The sequence below is a fragment of the Methylobacterium sp. E-066 genome, from assembly GCF_022829635.1.
Taxonomy (GTDB): Bacteria; Pseudomonadota; Alphaproteobacteria; order Rhizobiales; family Beijerinckiaceae; genus Methylobacterium.
In genome coordinates, this window is record NZ_JAKSYO010000022.1 from 44,162 (window position 1) to 69,261 (window position 25,100).

Sequence of the window (25,100 nt, forward strand, 5' to 3'; positions counted from 1 at the left end):
GTCCGCGTCGGGTGGTTTTCTGTCCGTCCGCTTTCGGACGGCGGATGCATCGAAGCGGACATAGCCGGAGGGCCAGCCACGACCCTTTGCATAAGCCTGGACCGTCCGATCGTAGGCTACTTGGTGAGACATAGACCTACGGCCTGAGTGGGCGGATTGGCTAGTATCCTACACCGCGCACGCCGCCCGCGGCCCGGATGGCCTCCCCAGTCACCCAGTGGGAGTCGTTCGACGCTAAGAAGACCGCGACTGGGGCGATGTCCTCGGGCTCGCCAAAGCGGCCAAGCGGCGTGCCAGCAACGAGCTTCTCGCCGAATGCACCGTCGAAATGCCCGATGGTGGCCGGAGTATTCGTGTGGCCGGGCAGGATCGAGTTGACCCTGATCCCGCGCGGTCCGAGTTCGCGGGCCAAGGCGAACGTCATCGTGTCGACGGCGCCCTTCGTCGCCGAATAGACGCTGGAGGCGAGATACGGGTCGGAGCTGAGGATCGAGCTGACGTTGATGATGCTGCCGCCGGTCTCTCCGAAGTGCTTCACCGCCTCTCGGATCGCCAGGAAGTAGCCCAGCACGTTGACATTAAACTGCCGGTGGAAGGCTTCCTCGGTGAGGTCGGCGACCATCTCGAAGACGGCGATGCCCGCGTTGTTCACGAGGACGTCGACCCGGCCGTGGGCGGCCTTCACGGTGTCGAACAGGCGGGCGACGTCGGTCGACCTGCTCATGTCCGCCTGGATCGCGACCGCCCTCCCGCCGCCCGCCTCGATGGACGCGACGACGGCGTCCGCTCCCGTCCGGCTGGTCGCAAAGTTTACGATAACGGTAGCACCCTCGGCACCGAGTGCCTTGGCGATGCCGGCGCCGATGCCACTGGAGGCACCGGTGACGACGGCGATCTTTCCATCGAGCTTCATGGTTTGTCCCTAAGGTTCGCGACTTTCGTCACCGGAACCGAGGGGCCCCGTCGACGACCGGAACCTAAGTCGTCGGTCGATTTTCCGCGTGCCGGTTACTCGCTCATCCTTGCCCAATCTTCTCAGTCGCTTGTGGCGGCGATCACCTGGTGCTAGCCCATCAGGCATGACGGACGGGATGGACGAACTGCGCGCCATCGTGATGCGTGCCGGAGACAAGTGGACGCCAACAGGGCTTCCCCGCGTGTCGATGGTCCGGGCGGAAGCCTGCTCGAACCAGGTGTACGAGCCGATGCTCCACATGGTCCTGCAGGGGACCAAAAGCCTCTCGGTCGGGGATCAGATCCTGCGCTTCGAGCCAGCGACGTACTTCCTGATCCCGGTCGACGTGCCGGCAATCGGCCAGATCCAGTCCGATGGCCCCCGGGAGCCGTATCTCGCGCTTAGCCTGACCCTGGACCCGGGCATTATCGCGAACATGCTCGACGACCTTGGCGATGCCCGGTCGCCGACGTGTGGTCCTTGCTTCTCGGTCACCGCCGCCGAACCGGAACTCATCGACGCCTGGCTCCGGCTGATGCGCTTGGTTGATCGACCGAACGAAATCGGCATGCTGGCATCGATGATCGAGCGCGAGATCCTGTTTCGCGTGCTTCAGGGACCGCAGGGAGACCTGCTCCGGCAAATCGGTCGGCCGGACAGTCGATTATCCCAGGTCGGACGGACCCTCGAATGGATACAGGCACACTATGCCGAGCCAGTCCGCGTTAAGGTCCTTGCGACGATGGCCGGGATGAGCGTTGCGGCCTTCTATCGCCACTTCAAGGCGATCACCGCCATGACCCCGATCCAGTACCAGAAGCGGCTTCGCCTTCTGAAGGCGCGCCGGTTGTTGCTGTTCGAGCCACGCGATGCCGCAGCCATCGCTTTCTCTGTCGGCTACGAGAGCGCATCGCAGTTCAGCCGGGAATACGCGCGCATGTACGGCATGCCCCCGGCTCGCGACATGGCTCGCTTCAGGCCGCCGCCCCCCGTAAGTCGGCTTAACTCCGTCGATGTGGCTCGCCCGGGTGTTGCGTGAACCGAAAACGGCACCGTTTTGCCCACGGCGGGAGACGTAAAGGTCTGCTTACGGGCAGCGATAACGGTGTCCAATTTGACCGGGTTGGGTCGGAGGCGGAACGTCCGCTTCCGGACCAGAGGTCAGGGTCCCACCCGAAGCCGACAGCGCGCAGACGGCTCAGATGCCGGCATACCAGGCGTAGCCCTGATCCTCCCAGTAGCCGCCCTTGCCCTCGCCGATGCCGGCAAGGCTCTCGATCACCTCGATGCGCATCACGTACTTGGCCTGCTTGTAGCCGAGGTTGCGTTCCACGCGCAGGCGAAGCGGGGCGCCGTTCGAGACGGGAAGCGCCTTGCCGTTCATGTCATAGGCGAGGATCGTCTGCGGGTGGAACGCGTCGACTAGGTCGATGCTCTCGTAGTATCGGACAGGCTTTCCGGCGGTGGCCGCGGTTTCGTCGGACGCCTGCTGCCCGCCTGAGCTCCGCTTGCTCTCCCCGCCGCCCGACTGCTTGGTCATGGCCGGGTTGGCATTGCCCGCGGGCGTCGCCTCGTCCGAGCCTTCATCCTGCGCGGTGTCCGCCGCACCGTCGTCGTCGCCCTGGTCCATGGTGTCGGCGCAGTGGAACACCACGTAGCGCGCCTCCGGCTTCAGCTTGGCCCGGGTCAGGAGGTCGGCGAGCGGCACCCCGGTCCACTTGCCGATAGCGCTCCACCCCTCGACGCAATCGTGCCGGGTGATCTGGGTGCGGGCGGGAAGCTCGCGGAGCTCGGCCAGGGACAGCCTGAAGGGCGCCTCCACGAGGCCGCCGACCTCCAGGTGGTACTTGGCGAACCTGCCCTTCGCCAGGGCTTTGTAGTCCTTGTCTGGCGGATCCTCGGTGCCGTTCGGCTTGAACCACGGCGAGATGGCCGCCTCGGCGTATTCTGGGGCGAGGGCCCGCTCGGTCAGGAGCAAGCGCTGGACGAACAGGTTTGCGTCCTCGCCGGTCTTGAGCGTGCGCTGGAACCACTCTGCCTTGCCGAGGCGGTCGCACCCGCCGAGCATGGCCGCCGCGGCCGCGGCGGAAGCCCCCGTCAGGAGGGAGCGTCGGCTTGGAAGGTGGCTCATGCCCGGGGCTCCCCCGCAGCGCCGGCCGGCTCGACCTTGCGCTCGATCACGAACCAGCCGGTCACCATGCCGCGCATGTTGTTCCAAAAGCCCGAGAGCAGGACCAGGGTGACGTGCACGATCACGAACAGGACCAGCAGCGCCGCGACGACAAAGTGGATCGTGCGCGCCGATTGGCGCCCATCGAACAGGGTCAGGAGGAACGGGAATGCTGCGTTCATCGCCGGCGACATCGCCAGGCCCGCCAGCACCTGCACCGGTAGGAACACGAACAGCACGAGGGCGTAGGTGAGCTTCTGGATGACGTTGTAGCGCTTGGCCTCGTCGCCCTGCGGAAAGCGTAAGGTGAGGTGCTCCCACACCGAGGCGCCGAAGTGCCGGACCTGGTCGCGCGACGGGATCACCCGGAACCAGAGTTGCCCGCTGAACAGGCCGTAGAGCAGGTAGAGGGCGCCGTTCAGGACGAAGGCCCAGGCGAAGAAGAAGTGCCAGCTGCGTCCGCCGGTGAGGTCCTGGTCGCTCGGCAGGGTCAGCCAGGACGGGAAGCCGCGATCCGCTGGCTCGCCGTCGGCGCCGGCGGAGGAGCCGAGATAGCCGGTGGTGTCGAAGGTGCGCCCAAGGACCGTGGTCACGCCCTTGGGTGGGTCGTCCTCGGTCGAAGACATCGCCAGGAGCGGCGTGTCAAAGGTCGAGATCTTGCCCCAGTATAGGGCTGGGTGGGCGTTGAAGATCTGCAAGCCGCTCATCAGCAGCACGACGAGGCAGATGGCATTCAACCAATGCGTGACGCGGATAACAACCGGGTGCCGGAACATCCAGCGTCGTGTCTCGACCTCGCCCGTGTCGGGCGCCGAGCGCGTCAGATAGGTGCGTGGCAAACGAACTCCCTCGGGGCGATCCTCGAAAAGGTTGGAGGCCCCTGGATCGGGGCCTCCGGAAGCGCAGGGCGCCTCGAATTACATGCCGCGCTTCATCATCATGCGCTTCTTCATCATCCGCTTCCGCATCATGCGCTTCTTCATCATCATCCGGTCGCCGTGCATCATGCGGACCTGGGTCACGCCGGTATCGGACTTCAGGCCGTTGACGGCCATCGGGGCAGCGAATGCGGAGCCGGCGGCCAGCGTCACGCCGCCGAGGGCGGCCAGGGCGGTGAGGGCGAGAGCGAAGTTTTTCATGCAGGATCTCCTATGGAGGTGAATATATTATCCAACCCACTGAACAACAGCATCATCGTATTGCTGTTCCTTGTATTAGAAAACTAATTTTCTATACTATGATAATTTTACAATAAGCAGCGCGCGCTCAAATCAAAGCTTTCAGCCTGGGCACGAAGTTTCCGTCGCGTATCGCTACGGCGCTGGTCGACGAAAAGTTTCAGGACGCCCAGGCACGGATGCCGCCGAATTAATTCTCGACCTTGATCAAACGGGCGACTTCGACCCTTTGCGGAAGCTGGAAATGTCCGCTTGGGGCTGATTAGCGAGCGAAAGGCAGCGCAACGCTTTGATTAGGTTCTTCAGGCAGTCTTGCCGCCTATAGAGGCCTATAAGGCAAGAGACTGGACGAGAACGATGCGGATCGTGTCAGGCAGCGAAGAGGAAGCCAGGACGATCCAGCTGTCGGAAGTGCTCGGCGCCTTGAGCCATGCCCTGGACCTGACGGAGGGTCAGCCCGTCGGGCATTGCGTGCGCGCGACCTGGATCGGCTTTAACATCGGCCGGGAAATGGGCCTGCCGGACTTGCAGCTCTGGGAACTCTACCACACGGTGATGCTGAAGGACCTAGGGTGCTCTAGCAATGCCGCGCGCATCTGCGAACTCTACCTCTCCGACGATCTCAGCTTCAAACGTGACTTCAAAACGGTGAGCGACAGTCTGCCGAAGGTGCTCGGCTTTGTCTTCTCTCATACCGGCCTCAAGGCCGGCCTCGCCGAACGCTTCCGTGCCGTGCTCAACATCCTGCAGAACGGCGGAGCGATTACCGACGACCTGATCCAGACCCGCTGTCAGCGTGGTGCTCAGATCGCCCGACAGCTTCGCTTCCCCGCGAGCGTCTCCGAGGCCATCCACGCCCTGGACGAGCACTGGAACGGCGGCGGTCGACCGGACCGCCTCGCTGGCCCAGCGATCCCAATTTACGCACGGGTAGCGCTGCTCGCTCAGGTAGTGGACGTGTTCCACACCGCGGCCGGCCCCGCGGCCGCGATTGCCGAGGTGCGGGCGCGCTCGGGCACATGGTTCGATCCTCAGGTGGTCGCCTGCTTCGAGGCGGCCGCGTCCAAACCCGGCTTCTGGAACACCCTGGCCTCGGATGAGGTCGAGGAGGCGGTGTTCGCGTTGGCGCCGGTCAGCCCGATCGTCGTTGACGAAGACTACCTCGACGACATCGCCCGTGCCTTTGCTCAGATTATCGACGCCAAGAGCCCGTTCACCTCCGGCCATTCGGAGCGGGTTGCGGTCTACGCCGACATGATCGCGGCTGAACTTGGCTATACGTCGGAACGCCGCCGCTGGCTGAAGCGGGCTGCGCTGCTTCACGATGTTGGCAAGCTCGGGGTCTCGAACGCGATCCTCGACAAGAACGGCAAACTGGATGACGCGGAGTGGCGGGACATGCGCAATCACGCGTCCCTTTCCGAGACCATCCTGACCCGCGCCGCGGTGTTCCACGAGATGGCCTGCATCGGCGGCGGGCACCACGAACGGCTCGACGGCAAGGGCTATCCACGCGGCTTGAAAGGCGACGCGATCGCACCCGAGACCCGCATTGTCTCGGTCGCCGACGTGTTCGACGCGCTGACCGCCGACCGGCCTTACCGTGCGGCCATGTCGCTTGAGAAGGCGCTCGGCATCATGCGCGCAGACCTTGGCACGGCGTTCGACCCGCTCTGCTTTGCGGCGCTGGAGCGGGCGCTCACCGCAATCGAGGGCGATCTCGCTCGGGCAGCTTGAACCGAGCCACCTCTCGGCGAACCTTCTGACTACCGGATCAGGACTATCTTGCGGGCTCCACCGTCGGAGGCGGCGCCACAAGGTGATGCTTCTCCTGACGCCAAGACGATGACCGTACGCACTACCCAACCGGAGGCTGGCGAACTCAAGGCCTGGAGGAAAAGCGAATTGAGGATGCGAGTAAGCATGCTCTGAGCTTTCTGATCTTGGGTTACGCTGCAAGCGTGGGCTGATAAATCTTTTATCTGCCCTGTGATTGCAGGATGCATCGTCCGAAAGTAAATGTTGATAGCAATTTTGATCGCATTTGATGCAACCAGATATGCAACTTCTAGGAGCGCAATTCTTTCATCGCACTCGCCTTCCGGAACGTCGCCTTCGTCAGCCTTTGGAAACAGACTACATCGGCATCAAGGTCGTGGTCAGGGTGAAGACTGAACGTCTGCTTCCAGGGGAAAGGCTAGGGGACGCTTTCCACCCATTGCAGAAGGTCGGAAAGTCCGCTCCCCAGCGCTTGATGAAACAAGTTATACGACTGGGGCAGATGGAAAGTGGTCGAGCCGCGATCGGCACCGAAAACGGAAAACATGTCGAGATCGGTGATGGCGAACAGTTGAACGCCGCCGTCACCCATAAGGATTGATAGCTCCGCCCGCCCGTGCGAGGGCGGCTCATGTCCGCTACCCCCACACGTTGCATCGCCCTGACGAAAGAGTTGGAGGCATACATCCGGGCCCAGGTCGCCTCAGGCCGTTACACCAGTGCAAGCGAAGTGGTCCGCTCAGCACTGCGCCTCAAGATCGACCGTGAAGGCGCGATACTCGGTGCTCCGCCTGTGGGAGAGCGGCCAGAGACCGAGCGTGGTTCGGTCTGAGCGCGATGTCCGTCATTGAAGACGTCGTTCAGGATCCGGTCCGGCTCGCCGCGCTCGACGCCCACAACATCCTCGACACCTCGCCTGAGGAAGGTTTCGACGACATCGTGCAGCTGGCCGCCCAGCTGTGCCAGACCCCGGTGGCGCTGGTCAGCCTCGTGGCGGCTGATCGCCAATGGTTCAAGGCTAATGTCCGGTTCCCACACTGTGAGACTGACCTCAACAGCTCGGTCTGCGCCCATGTCTTGGCCGAGCCAGACCTGCTCGTCATCCCGGATCTTACGACCGATCCGCGGACCGAGGCGAACCCTCTCGTCACCGGCGATCCCTTCATCCGGTTCTACGCCGGCGCGCCACTGCGTACCGCCGAGGGGCAGGTCATCGGCAGCCTGTGCGTCATCGACACCAAGCCCCGCCCGGACCGCCTGACCGATGCCCAGGCCAGCAACCTGAGGGCACTCGCCCGGCAGGTGATGAGCCAGCTCGACCTCAAGCGAGCGGTGATCGAGCGCGATGCGCTGCTGGCCGAGCAGGCGGTGGTTCAGCGTACCCGTGACACTCTCCACCGCACACAGACGGCCATCTCGGAAGCCGGGGGCGATCTCGACGCTATTCTGAAGCTTCTCATAGACGGCGCCATGGAAGTCGTCTCCGAGGCTGATGGCGGGGCCGTCGAGTTCGTCGAAGGCGAGGAGCTCGAATACCGAGCCGTTGTCGGCACCCTCGAAGCCTTCCAGGGCCAGCGCGTTCCGTTGGAGGGCAGCCTGTCCGGGGCCTGCTTCCACTCCCGCAAGCCGTTGCTGGTACCCGACGTGCGGGTCGACATGCGCGTGAACCAGCTCCGGGCCGAGCGGATGAAGCTGCGCTCGTGCGTGACCGTGCCGGTATTCCGCGGGCGCAAGAGCATCGGCGTGCTGAAGCTGCAATCGAGCCGACCGGACGCCTTCACGGATCGGCATCTGCAGGTCGCTCGCCTATTCGCCGGTGCGGCCTCGGCTGGCCTGATCGAAGTCCGGGAGGCTGCCGCTCAGCGTGCCGTGCAAGCCAGCGAGAGCCGCTACCGAGCGGTCTTCGAGAGCGCCACCGACTACGCCATCGTCGTGATGGACCTCGACGGGCATGTGACCAACTGGAACGAGGGCGCCACGCGCATCCTCGGTTGGACGCCTGGAGAGGTCTGCGGCAAACCCGCCGCCGTGTTCTTCACGCCCGAGGACCGCGCCGCCGACATCCCTGCCCAGGAGATGCACAGCGCCCTGACCGAGGGACCTGGGGTCGACGAGCGCTGGCATTTGCGCAAGGGCGGTGAGCGGTTCTGGGGCAGCGGCGAGATGATGGCCCTGCGTGACGAGGCTGGCACCGCCATCGGCTTCGTCAAGATCTTGCGCGACCGCACCGACCAGCACATGGCGGGAAGGGCGCTTGTGGAAGCCGAGGCGCGCCTGCGTCAGGCTCAGGCTGCCGGCGGCGTCGGCCTGTTCACCATCGACCTAGCCGACAACGTTCTCACCCCGACCCCGGAGTTCTGCCGCCTCTACGGTTTGCCCGAACGGGCGAGCTACCCCGCGACGGCGTTCGAGGGGCTGATCATCCCCGAGGACGCGCATCTCATCTCGACGGCGGCGACCCGGCGAGAGGGCGAGCCGCCCCGGGACGTCGAGTACCGCATCCGCCGTCCGGATACCGGCGAGCTTCGCTGGATCGCCCGCAAAGGCGAGATCGAACGTGACCCTTCTAAGCGTCCATTGCGGTTCTCGGGCATAGCGCGTGACGTCACCGAGCAGCGGCGGGCGATCGACGCCCTGGCGCACAGCGAGGAGCGGTTCAGGACGATCTTGGACACGGTCGAGGCGGCGTTCGCCATCGTCCAGGTCAAGTTCGATGTCGACGATGAGCCGGTGGACTACCGCTTCGTCGAAGCCAATCCCGCTTTCGAGCGAGAGGCCGGGGTCAATCTGCGCGGGAAATGGGTCACGGAGTTCGCCCCGGATCTGGAGCGCTTCTGGTTCGAGACCTACGGGCGGGTCGCAAAGACCAGAGAACCGACCAACTTCGAGAACTATGCCGAGGCATTCGGGCGCTGGTTCGATGTCCGGGCCGTTCCGGTCGGCGATCCGGTCGACCGGCAGATCGCGATCTTCTTCAACGACGTCACCGCCCGGCGCGTGGCGGAGGAGCGCCTGCGTGCCAGCGAGGCGCTCGCCCGCGAGAACGTGGACCGTGTCCAGCTCGCGCTGGCGGCCGGGGCGATCATCGGCACTTGGCACTGGGATCTGCCGACCGACCGCTTCACCGTCGACGAAGCCTTCGCCTGCGCCTTCGGCCTCGACCCGGCGCTCGGTCGGGATGGCATCCCCCTCGCACAAATCGTCGCGACCGTTCACCCCGATGACCAGGCGGGATTGGCTGAGGCGATCAACGAGGCCATCGTGCGCGGTGGCGCGTACGCCCATCAGTATCGCACCCGGCGCGCGGACGGGAAGTACTACTGGCTGGAAGCGAATGGCCGGGTCGACCACGGGCCTGACGGTACGCCTCTGAGCTTCCCCGGCGTCCTACTCGACGTCGAGGCGCGCCGTGCGGTCGAGGCCGAGCGCGACCGTGCCGCCTCGGATCTTCGCGCCCTCAATGAGACGCTGGAACAGCGCGTCGCTGAGCGCACGGCAGAGCTGATGCGGGCCGAGGAACTGCTCCGCCAGTCCCAGAAGATGGAGGCGGTCGGCCAGCTCACGGGCGGGCTAGCGCACGACTTCAACAACTTGCTCGCCGGCATCTCGGGTTCGCTGGAGTTGATGCAGGCCCGGATGAGCCAGGGACGACTGAACGATCTCGACCGCTACATGACGGTCGCTCAGGGCGCGGCCAAGCGCGCTGCTGCGCTCACCCACCGCCTGCTCGCCTTCTCGCGCCGTCAGACACTCGATCCCAAGCCCACCAACGTCAACCGTCTTGTGTTGGAGATGGAGGATCTGATCCGGCGCACCATCGGGCCGCAGATCGCGCTGGAGGTGGTCGGTGCGGCGGGGTTGTGGGCCACCCTGATTGACCCGGGCCAGCTCGAGAACGCGCTGCTGAACCTGTGCATCAATGCTCGCGACGCGATGCCGGACGGCGGACGCATCACCATCGAGACCGCCAACAGGTGGTTGGATCGACCGGCCGCGATCAAGCACGAGATCCCAGAAGGGCAGTACCTGTCGCTGAGCGTGACCGACACCGGCACAGGTATGCCGCCTGAGGTGATCGCCAAGGTGTTCGAGCCGTTCTTCACGACCAAGCCGCTGGGTGAGGGCACGGGGCTCGGCCTGTCGATGATCTACGGCTTCGCCCGGCAGTCGGGTGGACAGGTGCGGATCTACTCGGAGGTCGGCCTGGGAACGACCGTGTGCCTGTATCTGCCGCGGCACAACGGGGAGACCGACGAGGATGATGTCGTGGGCATGCTCGCGGAGGTGGGGCGTGCTGGAGACGGTGAGACCGTGCTCATCGTCGACGACGAGCCATCCGTTCGCATGCTGGTGACCGAGGTCCTGGAGGATCTCGGCTACACGGCGATCGAGGCGGCCGACAGCGTCGCGGGGCTGAAGGTGCTGCAGTCGGACGTGCGCATCGACCTGCTGGTGAGCGACGTCGGCCTGCCGGGCGGCATGAATGGGCGACAGATGGCGGATGCCGGACGTGAGCGGCGCCCCCACCTCAAGGTCCTGTTCATCACCGGCTACGCGGAGAACGCGCTTCTCGGCAACGGGCATTTGCAGCCCGGCATGCAGGTGCTGACCAAGCCGTTCGCGATGGAAGCGCTCGCTTCGAGGATCAAAGATCTCATCCACGCACCGTGAGCCCGCCCAGGTTGGGGGCGGAACTTCCGCTTCCCGCTGAAGGGTCAAAGTCCGGTTGCCACCCAGTCCGGTCTTTGACGCTTGTGGCGCGATTGTCGGACGGTGAACATCTCGGGTAAGACGCCGCGCTTCCACGTCTACGGCGGCGTGCCTACATATCCCTCGTGCCCGTCCTTCTAGCGCTTGGCGCCGCCCTCCTGTTCGGTTTGGTGTTCGGCCCTCAGTGGTGGGTGCGCCGGGCGATGCAGCAATACGCCACCGAGCGGCCGGACTTGCCCGGGACCGGCGGCGAGCTCGCCCGCCATCTGCTCGACCTGGCACGGCTGGAGCACGTCCTCGTCAAGATCGCGCCTGCCGACCACTACGATCCGGTCGCGAACGTCGTGCGGCTGTCGCCGGGGAATCATGACGGCCGCTCAATCACGGCGGTCGCGGTCGCGGCGCACGAGGTCGCCCATGCGCTCCAGCACGCGGCGGGAGACCGGCTCCTCGCGGCGCGGGTGAGGTTCGCCCCGATCGTGCAGGGCTTCGAGTTCGCCGCGGCCTTGGTGATGATGACCGCGCCCGTGGTGCTCGCCTTCGTCCATTCGCCTGCCCTTCTCGCCCTGCAGGTAGGTATCGGCATCGCGCTCCTTGGCGTTCGCCTCCTGTTCCACTTCCTGACGCTGCCCGTCGAACTCGATGCGAGCTTCCGCCGGGCCCTGCCCATACTGGAGACGGGTCGCTTCCTCGACGTGGGCGACATGCCCGGCGCCCGCACCGTACTGCGCGCTGCCGCCCTCACATACGTGGCCTCGTCACTCGTTGCGCTCGTGAACATTGCCCGCTTTCGGCGGCTCTTCCCGTTCTAAAACCTCTGAAGCGAGCGTCGGATTTCCCTGCCGCGCTTACTCGGAAGCGCACCATCTCTTTTCGGTCAAACCAAATTCGCTGTTTGGCGCCCTTATAGGACGGCGGGGGGACTTGGTGCGGCGGCCTGCAGTAGGCCGCCGCGATGTTCGTTAAATGTCAGTCTGCTCGGACATGACCAGCGCGTCGTCTGCCTCGATGCCGAGGTAGCGCACCGTACTCTCCAGCTTGGTGTGGCCGAGCAGCAGCTGACAGGCACGCAGGTTGCCCGTCCGCCGGTAGATTAGCGCAACCTTCGTCCTACGCAGGCTGTGCGTGCCGTAGCCCGCCGGGTCGAGGCCGATCAGCGCTACCCATTCGTCGACGAGCCGACCATACTGGCGCGTCGTCAGGTGTTCGCCCGGGCGGCTGCGACTCGGGAACAGCCAATCACTCGCACGAAGCCCCCGCAGCTTGAGCCAGGCAGTCAGCGTCTCACGGGTGGTTTCGGTCAGCTCGAACGGGACGGGTCGGCCAGTTTTCTGCTGGACGATGGTGGTGCGCAGGCGGACACCGTCGCCGAGGTGGACGTCCGCCACGCGCAAGCGGACGAGGTCGCAGCCGCGCAGCTTGCTGTCGATGGCAGTGTTGAACAGGGCGAGGTCGCGAGTGCGGCCCTCGTGCTGTAAGCGGGTGCGGATCGCCCAGATGTGCTTTGGCTTGAACGGCGGTTTGGGACCGATCAGGCGGCCAAGGTTCCACGGTCGGCGGGTGGTGTTGCTGGTTGAAGGCATGATGGAACTCCGTTTAAGGAGCCATCAGCATCTCACTGCGATCCGCCCACGCTGCAGCTGCGCGCCATGAACGGACATCAGCCCACCGCCCGACAGCGGACATTCGGTTTCGGCTGAGCAACCGTCCGGTGTCGACCCACATCGGGCATCCAAAAGTGCATTGAGCGCTCTCTAAAGCGGTCATGCCGTGCGGCCAGTCAGAGTGCTCGTGCCGAGCGCAGACGACCAGGGCCCCTGTGAGATGTTCTTGTGGCGCGTGCGGATGATGCTGCGGTGCAGGCGGCGTACGCCGCCCGACGATCACGCGGCGATGTCGTGCAGGTCGGTCTGGACGATGGAGGCCTTGACTTACTCGACCCAGCCGCTGCTGGCCGCTCCCTGGCGGATGCAGCCTGCCGCGTCCCGATGGTCTGAGCGGGTCACTGGTCTGGAATACCCACTACGTCGAGTGTGCTTCGCAGGGGTTCGAGCGGCAGCCGAAATTTGCAGAAGTGACCGACATTGTATGGGGCTGGCCGTCAGGAGGCGCCTGCCTGATCGCAACACGGATAGAGCACGTCCGAAGCTACTTGGCCCATGCCCTGGATGATATGGCCGCCAGAGGCGAAATCACTGTCACCTGAGCCGACGCCTTTCAACCCGTGTTGGTGATCCCAAGCTTCTGAAAGAAGATCGCGTTCCGCAGCCGCGCATCCTGCATTACCTTGCCGAACGGGACGATTTCCACGAACGCGGCCGGATTGGTCGTATAACCAAAATAGCCCTCGCCATCGGGGGTTTTCTCAAATCGGCCGATAATCCGCTCCTCGAGCTGCGGTGTAATGTCGGCCACGACATAGCAGTGGAACGAGGTACTAGGACGGATGCCCCTTATGGCGCGGCCCCTGATATCCACTTCCCCGGACGTTTCCTTAAGCCGCTTCACATAGGAAAGCACCTGCTGAACAGGGTCTTTGCCTTTGTTATATTCCTCGCGCATCGGCCTTTTGAATTCGACTATTACGACGGTGTCTGTATCCTCGCGCTCGCGCCAGGCCACGCATGAATTGTAGAAAAAAGCCAAGTCTGGACGTTCATCGCTATCGAGGGTCGTGTAGTTCGACAGCCTCTCATCAGATGCGAAGTAGTTGAAGAACGCCAAACGGTCATCGAGCAGCCAAAGGTTATGGTCATCAATCGTCAGGCCCTTGGAGTCGATCCGCATAGGGCAAAACAGCTGATGAAGCGCATCCTCCTTGCTGTAAGTTTCCTTATCAGAATCATCATACTCGAGGAGAGTTTCAAAAAGATCGAGGACAGCCTTCCGGCGCGTGACATACTCGGCCAGAGCGCCGCGCTTTTCGTCAGCGATATAGCCTGTGTATTCCTCGACCTTTTCCGTCAGCGGGCCTTTCAGCAAATCCCCGGTCTTGATCGACTTTTCGACGGCGACAAATTTCTTTTGTCGGCGGAACCTTGCACGGGACATTTCGAGGAAAATCTCCTCCTTCCCGTATGAGTTAGGCTGCAGGCCTTCCGCGAAGTTTTCCAGGTCATCGGCCAAGTACAGGAACTGCGGATTTTCCGCGATAAGATCCCGGGTCGTTTCGACCTTCCGGGCAACCGCTTCCTCGATGTAGGGGCGCAGATAGTGGCGGGCAGCCTGACCGATGCCGCGCTTGATTTCCTCCACCTCAGACGGATCGAGGGTGAACGCCGTGCGCTCGCTGTTGACCTTCTGATCGAGGTAGGGGCTGGACGCGCAGGCGATGTAGACATGCTCCCTGTCTAGCGCCTTAAGGCCCAGCTGATCGTCAATGGCGTAATCGATCACTGACCGGCTATCGCCCGCGATGAAAGCAAAATTGAATGCTGGCGGCTCGAACCGCATTCGCTTGTCGCACTTGAGCGACCAGACCGTGAGCGGGAATGCGTCATCCCCTTCGCCAATCGTGATGGTCGTGGTATCGTGGTCAACGATGCTCTCACTGAACACGGTTTCAATCTCGGTTATTCCATCATCCTCAACCGTCACCTTGGGCGCGTTGCCGGCGACGAACAGCGGTACGAAGTGCGCCGCGATCCGGTTTTCAATGACGCCGTTCTTGACCGGGCAGCGATTCTCATAGGGAGATTTGAGGCCCCGGAAGCTGATGATGGTCCGGTGCGCGCGTTCGACCGTTGGCGTGTCCCGTTCGAGAATCTGATCCGTCTCAGACAGCCGGAAATCGAAGGCCCGGCGCTCCCAGCCTGCTTTGCCCTGATAGGTGCTATCGACGGATATCCGGTCGAACACCTTCAGCCAGGCCAGCCGGCCCACGCCCTTGCCGCCACGCGCCTCCTTCCACCGGGAGTCCGGCGTCCTGAAAGACCGGAAATTCTCCTCAGTGAACCCAATGCCATTGTCCTGGACATCGAAGCCGATCACCCGGCCGGCAGGGTCATCCCCGAGCCTGACGACACGCACGAAGATCCGGCCCTTGGTAGAGGCATCCGCATCGTAGAGGTCCGTGATCGAGTGGACCGAATTGCTGACCGCTTCCATGAGCGGCAGCAGGGCGTTTTTCTCGGTAGGGCGCAGGGCCAGCCGGTTCACTCGGCCGATGATATCGCTCTCGAGGTTTGCCACGACCCCATCCCTGAAGCGCCGCTCATGGTCTGACGCCCGATTGGTTCCGCTTGCGGTTATAGGCGGCCAACGGAACAGGCGGAAGGCGACATTCGGGCGTCTCCCACTGCCCGTTTTGCGGGAGAAGTCGAGGCACAGCCTTGTCGGTAGTGATAGCGGCCGAGGTTGCGAGGTGTCGAGACCGAACTACCCGACAGCAGACGTTGCTAGCGTCTGTAAGGGGTCACGAGCTTCCGTTCGCAGTGGACAACGGCGCGAGGTTTCGGACCGTCTCAGCCCAACCGTAGCTTCGACTGGACTGTCGAAGCGAACGGAGCGTGTGTGGTCTCCAGCCCGACGCACGGAAACTGGCTAATCATTATGACAAGCCTGAGCGTATCCCATAGGATCGATGCGTTGATCGCAAGACTAAGAGACGTTGGCGCGGTCACTAAGACTGTACTTGTATGGATCAGCAGCAGTCTGGAAGTAGCGGAGTGGCAACGCGACGGCTGACGCATTCCTCTTTTCACTAGGTTGTCATTCTGACCACCCACGCTTTGCCCCGCCGGCCGGCCTTGCGCCGCCCGCGGGGTCGGGGTCGTGGCAGGGCCTGACCTGCCCCCGACGGAGACCCCGACCCATGACCACCATTTCGCTCACCCGCACCGAGACCAGCATCCTGCAGACCGCCGCCGCATGCGAGGGCCGCCTACGCTTCGCGCCAGAGATGAAACCGGCCAGTCGCAAACGGCTCATTGGCCGTCTCCTACGCGACGAACTCATTACCCCATCGGACGCGCCGGACGGACAGCATCGCCTGACACCCACGGGCTACCTGGCCATTGGCCTCACCCCGCCCGCCCGCACCAACACAGCGTGCCGCCCGAACAAGAAGGTGCTGGTGCTGACGCTGCTGACGAGAGACAACGGAGCGACGCTCGCTGAGCTCATCGCGGCGACGGGCTGGCTCCCGCACACGACGCGCGCGGCCCTCTCTCGGATCCGGTCCGGGGGACAGCCGCTGGCGAAGGCAGCGCGGCCAGACGCGACGATGGCCTACCGCATCCTTCCACCCTCGCCCGCCGCTGGCACTCGCTCGCGGCGCAAGGGGGAGACGCTGACGCGGGGCGCTGAGGCTGAGCCGCAGGCTGGCATGCCGGTTCAGGCCGTCGCCTGATGGCGCGGACCCAGCCCATTTTGGGGAGCGAGGCGGACCACGTGTCCGCCTTGCTCGACGCGCTCGCCGGGATGGACGCGGCGGCACTGGAACGGCGCTGGCGCCAGGTCTTCGGCGCAGCCCCGCCTCCCGGCCTCCCGCCGGCCCTGCGCGCGCGGGTGATCGCCTACCGCCTGCAGGCTCTGGCCTATGGTGACCTCGATCGCGCTACCGCGCGGGCGCTCGAGAGGCTCGCACAGGCACGGGGCCCAAGAGGCCAGAGCGGGGACGATATGCCGATCCGCGTGTCGGTGCCGGTGCCGGACCGACGCGGGCACACCCCCGGCGTGACGCTCTCGCGGGAATGGGCCGGGGTGATGCACACCGTGCACGTGTTGGACGCGGGCTACGCCTGGAACGGGGCGACCTATGGCAGCCTGTCCCGCGTGGCGCAGGCTATCACCGGCACCAAGTGGAACGGCCCCCGCTTCTTCGGCCTGCGCGCCAAGACCACTGGCGGTGGGGAGCTCGGTGTGGGGAGGGTTGAGGCATGAGTGCCCGGTCGTCCAAACCACGACAGGCACCGCCCCCCGGCACACGGCCGACGCTGCGCTGCGCGATCTACACCCGGGTCTCGACCGAGCACGGGCTCGATCAGGAGTTCAACTCCCTCGACAACCAGCGTGAAGCCGCCGAAGCCTACATCCGCTCCCAGGCGCACGAGGGCTGGCGCCTGCTACCCGGCCGCTACGACGACGGCGGCTTCTCCGGCGGATCGCTCGAACGCCCCGCCCTGCAACGGCTGCTCGCCGAGGTGCAGGCCCGGCGCGTCGACGTGATCGTCGTGTACAAGGTCGACCGGCTCACCCGGGCCCTGTCCGACTTCGCCAAATTGGTCGAGCTGTTCGACGGGCACGGCGTCTCGTTCGTGTCGGTGACCCAGGCGTTCAACACCACCACCAGCATGGGCCGGCTTACGCTCAACGTGCTGCTGTCGTTCGCCCAGTTCGAGCGTGAGGTCACCGGCGAACGCATCCGCGACAAGATCGCCGCGAGCAAGCGCAAGGGGATCTGGATGGGCGGCGTCGTCCCACTCGGCTACCGGGTCGAGGACCGCGCCCTGCACGTCGTCGAGGAACATGCCGCCCTCGTGCGGGCGATCTTCGCGGGCTACCTCGCGCACGGCACGGTGGCGGCGCTCAAGCAGGATCTCGACGAGCAGGGCATCACCCTGCCGGTCCGCCGCGACGGGGCTGGGCGAGAGACCGGTGGGGGTCCGTTCTCGCGCGGGCATCTGTACAAGCTGCTCGGCAATCCGCTCTACATCGGTCAGCTTCGGCACAAGGGTCAGGTCCATGAAGGCCTGCATGCCGCAATCGTGGACGGGGCGACGTGGCAGGCGGTGCAGGAACGGCTCACCACCAACCACCATCAGCATCACCGCGGGCGATCTGAGAGCGTGCACCTCCTCACCGGGCGCCTTCGCGATGTGGCAGGTGAGCCGATGGTGCCGAGCCATGCCCAGAAGGGTTCACTGCGCTACCGCTACTACGTCGCCCGTGAGGTCGGGCTGGATGGCAAGCGGCTGCGCTTGCCTGCCGGGCCGATCGAGGCGGTGGTCGTGGCTGGTCTACGGAGCATCGCTGCACCGAGCCCGGTACCGCTCGAAGACGCTGCCGTGGTCGCTGCCGAACTCGAGACGGTGACGGTGCATGCCGATCACCTCATGCTGCAGCTCACCGGCGACCGCCCTCCCTTGTCGCTGCCCTTCGCGCATCAGCTGCAGCGCCGCCGCAGGGCGATCGTCGTACCGCCGGGGCGCGAGGGCGATCGGCTGCGGGCGATGAAGGCGGAGGATCGCACCCGCATGCTCGTAGGCATCGCCGCGGGCCGGACCTGGATGGGGGATCTCGTGGGTGGGCGAAGCACGAGCATCGAGGCGATCGCCAGGGCCGAGCAGCGCAGCGAGCGCTCGGTGCGCATGACGCTGTCCCTCGCCCTACTCTCCCCTCGCATCGTGCAGGTGATCGTCGAGGCGCGGCTGCCCCGGGGCATCGGCCTGCGTCATCTCTGCGAGCTGCCCCCCGCTTGGGATGCACAGGAACGCATCCTTGGCTTGTGATAACTGAGCGTCCCGCCTGTGCTCCCCACGGCTGACGTCATCGCCTCCGGAAGCGATCAGGCGAATAGGCGCACCGCCATCCCGATCACCACCGCGGCTCCCAAGCAGCGCCGCCACGGGTTGACCCCGCGCAGCAACTCATCGCCCGCCCAGACCGCAAGGGCGATCCGCGATGCGAGATCCGCCCACCGCCCGACGGCGGTATCCTCCCCCGCGATCCAAGCGACGGACAGCATCAGACCGAAAAGCCACAGCGGCGTGTTCGGCCACTGGCCGATCACGATGCGCCCGCTGGTGCGGTCGCGGAAGAACCAATCGTGGACCGCGGGTAGCATCGCAGGAAACGGGAATGAGGCCTGTGGAGACCGGGGGCCGAAGGGCCGGTGATCCGGCCCCGGAGACACGACAGAGACGCGGCTGAAGCAGGACGCTCGAGTTAAGCTACTGACATGACGTGACTTTCGACGACCACCCGGATCCTGCGATTTGCGCAAGGACCCCTGGTGGAGCTGAGGGGAATCGAACCCCTGACCTCCGCAGTGCGATTGCGGCGCTCTCCCATCTGAGCTACAGCCCCGTCGAGGCGCCGGCCTTGTAGGCGCGGGCGGCTCAGCCTGTCAATTCCTGTTTCACCGCCGCCCGCCGCGCCCCGATCATCGGGGCCGCCGCGCGGGCGCCCCGAGGATACGCGCGAACCCGCATGAACGCCCTGATCTGGCTCTTCGACACGGTCGTCCAGCTCTTCATCTACGTCCTCATCGCCAGCGCGGTCCTGAGCTGGCTCGTGGCGTTCAACGTCGTGAATGTCCGCAACCCGATCGTCGCCCAGATCGGCGAGGTGCTCTACCGGATCACCGAGCCGGTGCTGCGGCCGATCCGCAACCTGCTGCCCAATCTCGGCGGCGTCGACATCTCGCCGATCATCCTGATTCTGCTGCTGCTGTTCATCAGCCGCCTTCTGCACGAATATGCCGTGCCCCAGGCATATATCTACGCGCAGTAGGATCGAGCGACCGTGAAGACAAATCCAGGCCGGTTCTTCGAGGATTTCCGCCTCGGCGAGACCATCCGCCACGCCACGCCCCGCACCGTCACGGTGGGCGACGTCGCGCTCTATACCGGCCTCTACGGCCCGCGCTTCGCCGTGCAATCGTCGGACGCCTTCGCCCGGGCCTTCGGGTATCCCAAAAGCCCGCTCGACGACCTGCTGACCTTCCACATGGTGTTCGGCAAGACCGTGCCGGACGTCTCCCTCAACGCGCTGGCCAATCTCGGCTACGCGGAGGGCGGGTTCCGCCGGCCGGTCTATCCGGGCGAGACCCTGTCGACCGTCTCAGAGGTGATCGGCCTCAAGGAGAGCTCGAACCGCCAGACCGGCGTGGTCTATGTCCGCTCGGTCGGCTCCGACGAGGCCGGCGAGACCGTGCTGAGCTATTGCCGCTGGGTGCTGGTGCGCAAGCGCGACCCGGAGGCCGCGATCGCCGAGGAGCACGTGCCGACGCTGGCCAAGGTGGTCGATCCGCAGGACCTCGCGGGCGCCCTGCCGAGGCTGTCCTCGGCCGCCTACGATTCGGAACTCGCCGGCAGCCCGCATCGCTTTGCCGACTACGCGGTTGGGGAAAAGATCGACCATGTCGACGGCATGACCGTCGAGGAGGCCGAGCACCAGATCGCCACGCGCCTGTTCCAGAACACCGCCAAGGTCCATTTCGACGGCCTGGCCGCCAAGGACACCCGGTTCGGCCGCCGGCTGATCTATGGTGGGCACGTGATCTCCCTGGCCCGGGCGCTCAGCTTCAACGGGTTGGGTAACGCCTTCGCGCTCGCCGGCATCAATGCCGGCCGCCACGTGGCGCCGCTGTTTGCCGGCGACACGGTCTATGCCTGGAGCGAGGTTTTGGACGCGGCCGATGTCGGCCGCGCCGATGTCGGCCTCCTGCGCCTGCGCACGGTCGCCACCAAGAATCAGGCCTGCGGGGCTTTTCCGGATCGCGCCGGCGAGAGCTACGACCCGGCCGTGATCCTCGATCTGGATTACTGGGCGTTCGTGCCGAAGTAGGCCGGGGCTTCACGGCTCGACAGGACGCTTGGTACAGAGATGGGACAGCGCTTTCCCCCTCTACCTACGGCCTCCAAAGGTGTTTGAGGCACAGCGCTAATGCAGGCCGCGACGCGCCCCCTCGCCCGTGCGGGAGAGGGTTGGGGTGAGGGATCAGGTCTTTCCGGACAAGGCGCATCCCTCACCCTGTCCCTCTCCCGCACGGGAGAGGGGACCCGCGCCTTCTGCGCCCACGGCATGAAAGCGGCTACGGTCGAAACCCGTGTAGCCCGTAGCCCCTCTGCGGGAATGGAGCGCGCGGGTGGTGGTCTCCGCTGCCCTTGTCCGACGCCGACGTGTAGGATGGCCCTCGCCCGCTCCTGAGCGGGCCTGCTGTTCGACCTTCACAGGAGCGTCCGTTGGCTTCCGTCCCGTCGATGTCGGAGGCCGTGACGATCCGGCCGGCGGGCCTGGACGATGCGCCGGCCATCGCGGCGATCCATGTCGCCGCCTGGCAGGAGACCTATGCCGGGCTCCTGCCCGCCGCGATGATCGCGGCCCTCACGGTCGAGGCGCGGCTGGCGGCCTGGACGCGCATCCTCGGCGATCCGGATTCCGGCACGGTCGTTCAAGTCGCCGAGGGGTCGGCGGGGCCGGCCGGATTTGGGTCCTGCGGTGCCCAGCGCTCGGCCGAGCTGGCGGCGGACGGGTTCGATGGCGAGGTCAGCGCGATCTACGTCCTGGGAGCCGCGCAGCGGCGCGGGACCGGCAGCGCCCTGATGGCCGCACTGGCGGCGCACCTGACTCAGAGCGGGCATCGCGCCGCCAGCCTGTGGGTGCTGCACGACAATGCGATGGCCCGGCGTTTCTACGAGCACCTCGGCGGTGTCGTGGTCGGCGAGCGGGCGGAGCGGCGGGAGCAGGCTACGCTCGTGGAGGTCGCCTATGGCTGGCGTGATCTCGCGGCGCTCCAGCGGAATCTGGTTTCCGGCTGACGCGCACGCGCCGTCATTGCGAGCGCAGCGAAGCAACCTAGGGAACCGCTACCTTCTCAAATCGTGCGCTGCCCTGGGTTGCTTCGCTGCGCTCGCAATGACGGTTGTGGTCGGGCGACCCAAAAAATAAAAAGCCTCAGCGCAGGCCGTTGCGTACCACGCCGGCTTCGACCGCCACGGAGAGGCGGTCCGTGACCGCCCATTCGACCCCGACCCGGGCATTCGGCAGGATCGCGATGTCCTCGCGGGTGAGCGGCGGGGAGAACGGGGTCGGGCCGACCCGCAGGGTGTCGTGGACGGCAGCGGCTCCCGCCTTGGCGTAGAGCAGCACGTCCGGCGCCAGCAGGGTCCCGACCTTCACCTCCAGCGCGCCAGCGAAGTCGCGGCTGTAGGCGAGACGCCCGAAGCCCGGGGTGAGGTTGCCGTCGAGGCCGGCCAAGTAATCCAGGCCGCCGCTGATCCCGTAGAGGATCGGCCCTTCCTGCCACATCCGGCCGCCCTCGAAACCGATGGTCGGGCCCGAGTAGCTGCCGAAATGCCGGGAGGTGGTGACCGCGTAGCCGGTGGACAGGCTTGCATAGGAACCGGTCCAGCGGCCCGCATCCGCGACCGGCTCCCAGGCGAAGGCCGGCAGCGGCGTGAAGCCCGTGAACGGCAGCAGCACCTGGGCGGCGGCGGGGCCGGCCGGGAGCAGGGCGGCGCCGAGCACGAGGCCGACGGCGAATCGGCGGAGGCGGGAACCGGCGGATCGAGTCATGCCGGCAGGATAGCGAAACCCGCCGGGGTGAAACAGGTCAGGCCGCCAGGGACCGGTCCCCGGCCGGCTGCCCGAAGGGCTGCACCAGCACGCGCCGGCCGGTGAGGTCGTGGACGCTGACCCGCCATTCGGACCAGTCGGTCCGGTCGGACAGGGCCTGCATCACGTCGGCGGCGACCCGGCGCGCCCGGATAGTCAGGCGACCGGCCGCGCGGATCTCGGCGCCGCGGGCGTCGAACACGCATTCCAGGCCGTTGGTGCAGTGGAACCGGTAGCGGGCCATCGGGACTCCTGTCTGATCCTGCGCGGCAGCGTCTGATGTTCTATATATGTTCCGAATTGGGATGGACATCCAACGGATCCAATCGGCCGCAGGTTTGCCGGGTCGGCGGCCCGTCGACGGCCAGGGCTGATTGCATGCCGCCCGGCGCCCTATCTCGGTGAGGCAGCCATACGGTCTTCGAGCCCGAAAGATTTTTGTCATGCCCTCTCTCCGGATCCTGGTCGCCGTCCTGCTGATCGGCCTGGCTGGCGCGGCGCAGGCGCAGACCGTGCTGGTCCCGTCCGGCGATTCGGCGGTGACGCAGCCCGGCGGCACCGAGGGTCGCGCCGCCCGACGCAACATCCGCGAGGCGATCCGGAACGGCGACGTGGTCGGGGTTCCGCCCGGAACCCGGACCTCCGAGGTCGAGCGGCGGCTCCATCGCAATCCGGTCCGGGCGCACCGGCCGGAATAGTCCGCGCCTGTGGACGAACGGCGCTTGCATTTGCGGCGACGGCCGGTGATCGCAGGGGAGAAGCGGGATCCGCCCGCGCCGGAGCCTGCCGCGTGTCCCTTCCGGCGCTGGTCCCCAGCACGATCGAGACGACCCGCCACGTCGAGCCGAAGCAGGCCTTCGAGTTCTGGCGGGCCACCGCGCTGGCGCCGTTCGGCGATGTCGGGCGCGTGCATCCCCGCGATCCGTTCCGGGCCAAACGCCTCGTCGTGGCGGGCGCGGGCTGGGGCCTGACCCATACGGTCAGCAGCCCGGTCGGCCTGACCATCGGCCCCCGGCAGGTCGACCGGAGCGCCCTCGAGACGGTGGTGATCGGCTTAGCGCTCGACGGGATCGGCTATCAGCAGCAGGGCGAGCGCGGCGGGCGCCTCGGGGCCGGCGACATCAGCTTCCTGTCGCGCCAGCGGCCCCTCGTGGCCGGCACCCAGAGCGACTACGCGGAGATCCGGCTGGCGCTGCCGCGGACGACCTTCGAGGCCGCGATCGGCACCGTCGATGCCTTCGCGGGGCGCTGCATCGCCGACCGGCCCGGGCATGCCGCGTTCAAGGCAGCCTTCCACGCCTTCGCTGCCTCGGCCGCCTGGATGTCGGAGGACGAGGCGCAGGTCGCGGTCGCGGGCGTGCTGCACCTGCTCGGCACCCTCGTCCGGGATCCGGCGGAGCGGCCGGGCGCGGCACTCTCCTGCGAGACGGTGCTGTCCCTGGCCCGCGCCCATATCGTGCGCCGGCTTCACGACCCGCGCCTCGACCCGGCCGAGATCCACGCGGCGCTCGGCCTGTCCCGCGCCCAGCTGTACCGGGCCTTTGCCGGCACCGACGGCGTCGCGGCGGCGATCCGCAATGCCCGCCTCGATCTCGCCCATCGCCGCCTGGCGGCGCTGCGCACCGACGGGACGAAGATCGCCACCATCGCGTATGCCTGCGGCTTCACCGACGTGCCGACCTTCAACCGCGCGTTCCGCCAGCGCTTCGGCTTCGCGCCGCGCGCGCTGCGCGCCCAGTCTGGCGATCCTACTTGAGGTGGTAGGCGACGCCGGCGATCAGCGCCTTCTCCTCGGTGTTGGGGGTGCGCCGCGGATCGCCGCCGAACTTGTTGTGCCAGTACTGGAAGCCGACGAACGCCTCGACCCGGTTGGGGGCGTTCTCGACCAGCTGCCCGATATCGAGCACCAGGTTGGTCTGCGAGACGAATTCCACCCGCGTCTGGTTCTCGTTGATCTGGCCGTAGCGGCCCTTGGGCAGGATCAGGGTGTTGAAGCCGGCCAGCGCCAGGGGCAGGCCGGTGAAGGCCAGCGGGATCGTGTAGGTCAGCTCGAATTCCGGCGTCATCTTGTACTCGACGCTGCGGAAATGCGCGTAATCGAAGTCCGGAATGACCGGTAGGCGGGACTCCTTGGTCGGTGCCGTTCCGGCGAAGCCGTTGCGGGAGAATTCCTTGTAGCCCTGGACCTTCAGGTTCACGAACCCGGCCGGCACGTCGAAGGCGAAGCTGAGGCCGAAGGTGCCGGCGCGCTTCTCGGAATCGAACTTCGTGTCCTTGGTGTTGATGTCGGCCCCGAACGACAGCCCGATATCCTTCACGAGGCCCGGGATGGCGAAGACTGTCGTGTCGAAGATCTTGTTCGGGCTGAGTACGCCCCGGTAGATCAGGTAGACCTCCGTGGCGCCGTAATCCTTGAACGGGACCCGCTTGTCGCCGGCCGGATCCTGGGATCCGGACCGGAGGATGTCCAGGGAGATCAGGTTGGTGCCGTAGGCCCAGGAATTGGCGTGGAACAGGTTGACCACGTTCTTGGGCACCGCGCGGGCCTCCTGCCGGCCGCCGGGGCGGTCCACGACGAGGCCCGGCTCCGCGGAGGGCCCCTGGAAGCGGTAGCTGACCACCGTGTCCGAGAAGGAGAAGAATGACGGCGGCGCGGCCATCACGGTCGCGGCGGCCAGCGGCACCCCGGCCTCGGGGGGCTTCGGCGGGGCGGGGGCCTCGTCGATGGCCCAGGCGGTGCCGAGAAGATGGCCCTGCACCAGCAGGGCGGCCGCGATCAGCAGAGCCGCCCGCAGCGGTCGGAGAGATGTGGCGCTCTCGCCGCTCAAAGCGGCTGACGAAGGCACATATCGAGTTGCGACGGCCGCGACGGGCTCCCTCTCCCGTGCGGGAGAGGGTTGGGGTGAGGGACGAGGGTCGTCCGGAGAGGTCGCATCCCTCACCCTGTCCCTCTCCCGCACGGGAGAGGGGACCCGCGCCGCAATCGGCATCGTGTGAGTCTGGTCATCCACCGAGCGAGGCGGACGCG

Annotated in this window: 24 protein-coding genes and 1 tRNA gene; 14 read left to right on the forward strand and 11 right to left on the reverse strand. The window is 66.0% G+C overall.

Translation table 11 applies throughout. The annotated features are described in order from the left end of the window. Positions 1 to 160 precede the first annotated feature (160 nt). A complete protein-coding gene (locus tag MKL20_RS01285) occupies positions 161 to 913 on the reverse strand; it encodes an SDR family NAD(P)-dependent oxidoreductase (RefSeq protein ID WP_058193906.1) in 753 nt (250 codons plus the stop codon). A gap of 178 nt (positions 914 to 1,091) precedes the next feature. On the opposite strand from MKL20_RS01285, the gene MKL20_RS01290 reads away from it, so the two are divergent. Then, entirely contained in the window at positions 1,092 to 1,994 is a 903-nt protein-coding gene (locus MKL20_RS01290) for an AraC family transcriptional regulator (protein WP_313902698.1), read from the forward strand. A 159-nt stretch (positions 1,995 to 2,153) separates the two neighbouring features. Here the strand turns inward: MKL20_RS01290 and MKL20_RS01295 are convergent, their stop codons facing one another. The 3 genes from MKL20_RS01295 to MKL20_RS01305 form a co-directional block, all read right to left on the reverse strand. Beyond that, positions 2,154 to 3,086, reverse strand: coding sequence for a molybdopterin-binding protein (locus MKL20_RS01295; RefSeq protein WP_244035149.1), 933 nt, complete (start codon positions 3,084 to 3,086; stop codon positions 2,154 to 2,156). After that, positions 3,083 to 3,964, reverse strand: a complete 882-nt coding sequence (locus tag MKL20_RS01300; RefSeq protein WP_244035150.1) for a cytochrome b/b6 domain-containing protein — start codon at positions 3,962 to 3,964, stop codon at positions 3,083 to 3,085. Before MKL20_RS01300 ends, MKL20_RS01295 begins: the two co-directional genes overlap by 4 nt. Positions 3,965 to 4,042: 78 nt before the next feature. Further along, positions 4,043 to 4,264 (reverse strand): hypothetical protein, encoded by a 222-nt coding sequence (locus tag MKL20_RS01305; protein ID WP_244035151.1) that lies wholly within the window; start codon positions 4,262 to 4,264, stop codon positions 4,043 to 4,045. 396 nt (positions 4,265 to 4,660) lie between these two features. Between MKL20_RS01305 and MKL20_RS01310 the strand changes: the two genes are divergently transcribed. The 5 genes from MKL20_RS01310 (at position 4,661) to MKL20_RS01335 (ending at position 11,604) form a co-directional block, all read left to right on the forward strand. Then, positions 4,661 to 6,040, forward strand: a complete 1,380-nt coding sequence (locus MKL20_RS01310) for an HD-GYP domain-containing protein (protein WP_244035152.1) — start codon at positions 4,661 to 4,663, stop codon at positions 6,038 to 6,040. 310 nt (positions 6,041 to 6,350) lie between these two features. Further along, a complete protein-coding gene (locus tag MKL20_RS01315) occupies positions 6,351 to 6,683 on the forward strand; it encodes a hypothetical protein (RefSeq protein WP_244035153.1) in 333 nt (110 codons plus the stop codon). 30 nt (positions 6,684 to 6,713) lie between these two features. Further along, positions 6,714 to 6,914 (forward strand): type II toxin-antitoxin system ParD family antitoxin, encoded by a 201-nt coding sequence (locus MKL20_RS01320; RefSeq protein ID WP_244035154.1) that lies wholly within the window; start codon positions 6,714 to 6,716, stop codon positions 6,912 to 6,914. Between the two features lie 5 nt (positions 6,915 to 6,919). Continuing rightward, positions 6,920 to 10,753, forward strand: coding sequence for a PAS domain S-box protein (locus tag MKL20_RS01330; protein WP_313902699.1), 3,834 nt, complete (start codon positions 6,920 to 6,922; stop codon positions 10,751 to 10,753). A gap of 164 nt (positions 10,754 to 10,917) precedes the next feature. After that, entirely contained in the window at positions 10,918 to 11,604 is a 687-nt protein-coding gene (locus MKL20_RS01335) for a zinc metallopeptidase (protein WP_244035155.1), read from the forward strand. Positions 11,605 to 11,754: 150 nt separating this feature from the next. Here the strand turns inward: MKL20_RS01335 and MKL20_RS01340 are convergent, their stop codons facing one another. Both MKL20_RS01340 and MKL20_RS01345 read right to left on the reverse strand, forming a co-directional pair. Further along, positions 11,755 to 12,375: a tyrosine-type recombinase/integrase gene (locus MKL20_RS01340; protein ID WP_244035156.1), complete on the reverse strand. Its 621-nt coding sequence runs from the start codon at positions 12,373 to 12,375 to the stop codon at positions 11,755 to 11,757. 634 nt (positions 12,376 to 13,009) lie between these two features. Then, entirely contained in the window at positions 13,010 to 14,983 is a 1,974-nt protein-coding gene (locus tag MKL20_RS01345) for an ATP-binding protein (RefSeq protein WP_244035157.1), read from the reverse strand. Positions 14,984 to 15,605: 622 nt separating this feature from the next. Between MKL20_RS01345 and MKL20_RS01350 the strand changes: the two genes are divergently transcribed. The 3 genes from MKL20_RS01350 to MKL20_RS01360 are packed head-to-tail and all read left to right on the forward strand — an operon-like array spanning position 15,606 to position 18,243. Beyond that, entirely contained in the window at positions 15,606 to 16,142 is a 537-nt protein-coding gene (locus tag MKL20_RS01350; RefSeq protein WP_244035158.1) for a DUF3489 domain-containing protein, read from the forward strand. A 41-nt stretch (positions 16,143 to 16,183) separates the two neighbouring features. Beyond that, positions 16,184 to 16,675 carry a DUF2924 domain-containing protein gene (locus MKL20_RS01355; RefSeq protein WP_244035159.1) on the forward strand — a complete coding sequence of 164 codons (492 nt, stop codon included), beginning with the start codon at positions 16,184 to 16,186 and terminating at the stop codon, positions 16,673 to 16,675. Then, entirely contained in the window at positions 16,672 to 18,243 is a 1,572-nt protein-coding gene (locus tag MKL20_RS01360; protein WP_244035160.1) for a recombinase family protein, read from the forward strand. The genes MKL20_RS01355 and MKL20_RS01360 overlap by 4 nt, the downstream gene beginning before the upstream one ends. 56 nt (positions 18,244 to 18,299) lie before the next feature. Here MKL20_RS01360 and MKL20_RS01365 read toward each other — a convergent pair whose 3' ends face one another. Then, positions 18,300 to 18,578 (reverse strand): hypothetical protein, encoded by a 279-nt coding sequence (locus tag MKL20_RS01365; protein WP_244035161.1) that lies wholly within the window; start codon positions 18,576 to 18,578, stop codon positions 18,300 to 18,302. Positions 18,579 to 18,744: 166 nt separating this feature from the next. Then, a tRNA-Ala gene (locus MKL20_RS01370) sits at positions 18,745 to 18,820 on the reverse strand. A 123-nt stretch (positions 18,821 to 18,943) separates the two neighbouring features. Here MKL20_RS01370 and MKL20_RS01375 point away from each other — a divergent pair. The 3 genes from MKL20_RS01375 (at position 18,944) to MKL20_RS01385 (ending at position 21,276) form a co-directional block, all read left to right on the forward strand. Then, positions 18,944 to 19,246, forward strand: a complete 303-nt coding sequence (locus MKL20_RS01375) for a YggT family protein (RefSeq protein WP_007567711.1) — start codon at positions 18,944 to 18,946, stop codon at positions 19,244 to 19,246. 12 nt (positions 19,247 to 19,258) lie between these two features. Next, positions 19,259 to 20,302: a MaoC family dehydratase gene (locus MKL20_RS01380; protein ID WP_244035162.1), complete on the forward strand. Its 1,044-nt coding sequence runs from the start codon at positions 19,259 to 19,261 to the stop codon at positions 20,300 to 20,302. 398 nt (positions 20,303 to 20,700) lie between these two features. Next, positions 20,701 to 21,276 carry a GNAT family N-acetyltransferase gene (locus tag MKL20_RS01385; protein WP_244035163.1) on the forward strand — a complete coding sequence of 192 codons (576 nt, stop codon included), beginning with the start codon at positions 20,701 to 20,703 and terminating at the stop codon, positions 21,274 to 21,276. A gap of 136 nt (positions 21,277 to 21,412) precedes the next feature. Here the strand turns inward: MKL20_RS01385 and MKL20_RS01390 are convergent, their stop codons facing one another. Further along, positions 21,413 to 22,033, reverse strand: coding sequence for an outer membrane protein (locus MKL20_RS01390; RefSeq protein ID WP_244035164.1), 621 nt, complete (start codon positions 22,031 to 22,033; stop codon positions 21,413 to 21,415). Between the two features lie 37 nt (positions 22,034 to 22,070). Continuing rightward, positions 22,071 to 22,316: a DUF6894 family protein gene (locus MKL20_RS01395; RefSeq protein ID WP_244035165.1), complete on the reverse strand. Its 246-nt coding sequence runs from the start codon at positions 22,314 to 22,316 to the stop codon at positions 22,071 to 22,073. A gap of 199 nt (positions 22,317 to 22,515) precedes the next feature. Between MKL20_RS01395 and MKL20_RS01400 the strand changes: the two genes are divergently transcribed. Both MKL20_RS01400 and MKL20_RS01405 read left to right on the forward strand, forming a co-directional pair. Further along, complete coding sequence (locus tag MKL20_RS01400; protein ID WP_244035166.1) at positions 22,516 to 22,770, forward strand: hypothetical protein; 255 nt, start codon at positions 22,516 to 22,518, stop codon at positions 22,768 to 22,770. 92 nt (positions 22,771 to 22,862) lie between these two features. Then, positions 22,863 to 23,828 carry a helix-turn-helix domain-containing protein gene (locus MKL20_RS01405; protein ID WP_244035167.1) on the forward strand — a complete coding sequence of 322 codons (966 nt, stop codon included), beginning with the start codon at positions 22,863 to 22,865 and terminating at the stop codon, positions 23,826 to 23,828. Here the strand turns inward: MKL20_RS01405 and MKL20_RS01410 are convergent. Continuing rightward, complete coding sequence (locus MKL20_RS01410) at positions 23,821 to 24,900, reverse strand: hypothetical protein (protein WP_244035168.1); 1,080 nt, start codon at positions 24,898 to 24,900, stop codon at positions 23,821 to 23,823. The two genes, MKL20_RS01405 and MKL20_RS01410, sit on opposite strands and share 8 nt — an antisense overlap. Positions 24,901 to 25,100: the final 200 nt, after the last annotated feature.

What these genes read in the sequence shown, in the direction of transcription:
- MKL20_RS01285 (WP_058193906.1), bottom strand. Translation starts at nt 913, where the DNA reads ATGAAGCTCGATGGAAAGATCGCCGTCGTCACCGGTGCCTCCAGTGGC.
- MKL20_RS01290 (WP_313902698.1), top strand. Translation starts at nt 1,092, where the DNA reads ATGGACGAACTGCGCGCCATCGTGATGCGTGCCGGAGACAAGTGGACG.
- MKL20_RS01295 (WP_244035149.1), bottom strand. Translation starts at nt 3,086, where the DNA reads ATGAGCCACCTTCCAAGCCGACGCTCCCTCCTGACGGGGGCTTCCGCC.
- MKL20_RS01305 (WP_244035151.1), bottom strand. Translation starts at nt 4,264, where the DNA reads ATGAAAAACTTCGCTCTCGCCCTCACCGCCCTGGCCGCCCTCGGCGGC.
- MKL20_RS01310 (WP_244035152.1), top strand. Translation starts at nt 4,661, where the DNA reads ATGCGGATCGTGTCAGGCAGCGAAGAGGAAGCCAGGACGATCCAGCTG.
- MKL20_RS01315 (WP_244035153.1), top strand. Translation starts at nt 6,351, where the DNA reads ATGCAACCAGATATGCAACTTCTAGGAGCGCAATTCTTTCATCGCACT.
- MKL20_RS01320 (WP_244035154.1), top strand. Translation starts at nt 6,714, where the DNA reads ATGTCCGCTACCCCCACACGTTGCATCGCCCTGACGAAAGAGTTGGAG.
- MKL20_RS01330 (WP_313902699.1), top strand. Translation starts at nt 6,920, where the DNA reads ATGTCCGTCATTGAAGACGTCGTTCAGGATCCGGTCCGGCTCGCCGCG.
- MKL20_RS01340 (WP_244035156.1), bottom strand. Translation starts at nt 12,375, where the DNA reads ATGCCTTCAACCAGCAACACCACCCGCCGACCGTGGAACCTTGGCCGC.
- MKL20_RS01350 (WP_244035158.1), top strand. Translation starts at nt 15,606, where the DNA reads ATGACCACCATTTCGCTCACCCGCACCGAGACCAGCATCCTGCAGACC.
- MKL20_RS01360 (WP_244035160.1), top strand. Translation starts at nt 16,672, where the DNA reads ATGAGTGCCCGGTCGTCCAAACCACGACAGGCACCGCCCCCCGGCACA.
- MKL20_RS01365 (WP_244035161.1), bottom strand. Translation starts at nt 18,578, where the DNA reads ATGCTACCCGCGGTCCACGATTGGTTCTTCCGCGACCGCACCAGCGGG.
- MKL20_RS01375 (WP_007567711.1), top strand. Translation starts at nt 18,944, where the DNA reads ATGAACGCCCTGATCTGGCTCTTCGACACGGTCGTCCAGCTCTTCATC.
- MKL20_RS01390 (WP_244035164.1), bottom strand. Translation starts at nt 22,033, where the DNA reads ATGACTCGATCCGCCGGTTCCCGCCTCCGCCGATTCGCCGTCGGCCTC.
- MKL20_RS01395 (WP_244035165.1), bottom strand. Translation starts at nt 22,316, where the DNA reads ATGGCCCGCTACCGGTTCCACTGCACCAACGGCCTGGAATGCGTGTTC.
- MKL20_RS01400 (WP_244035166.1), top strand. Translation starts at nt 22,516, where the DNA reads ATGCCCTCTCTCCGGATCCTGGTCGCCGTCCTGCTGATCGGCCTGGCT.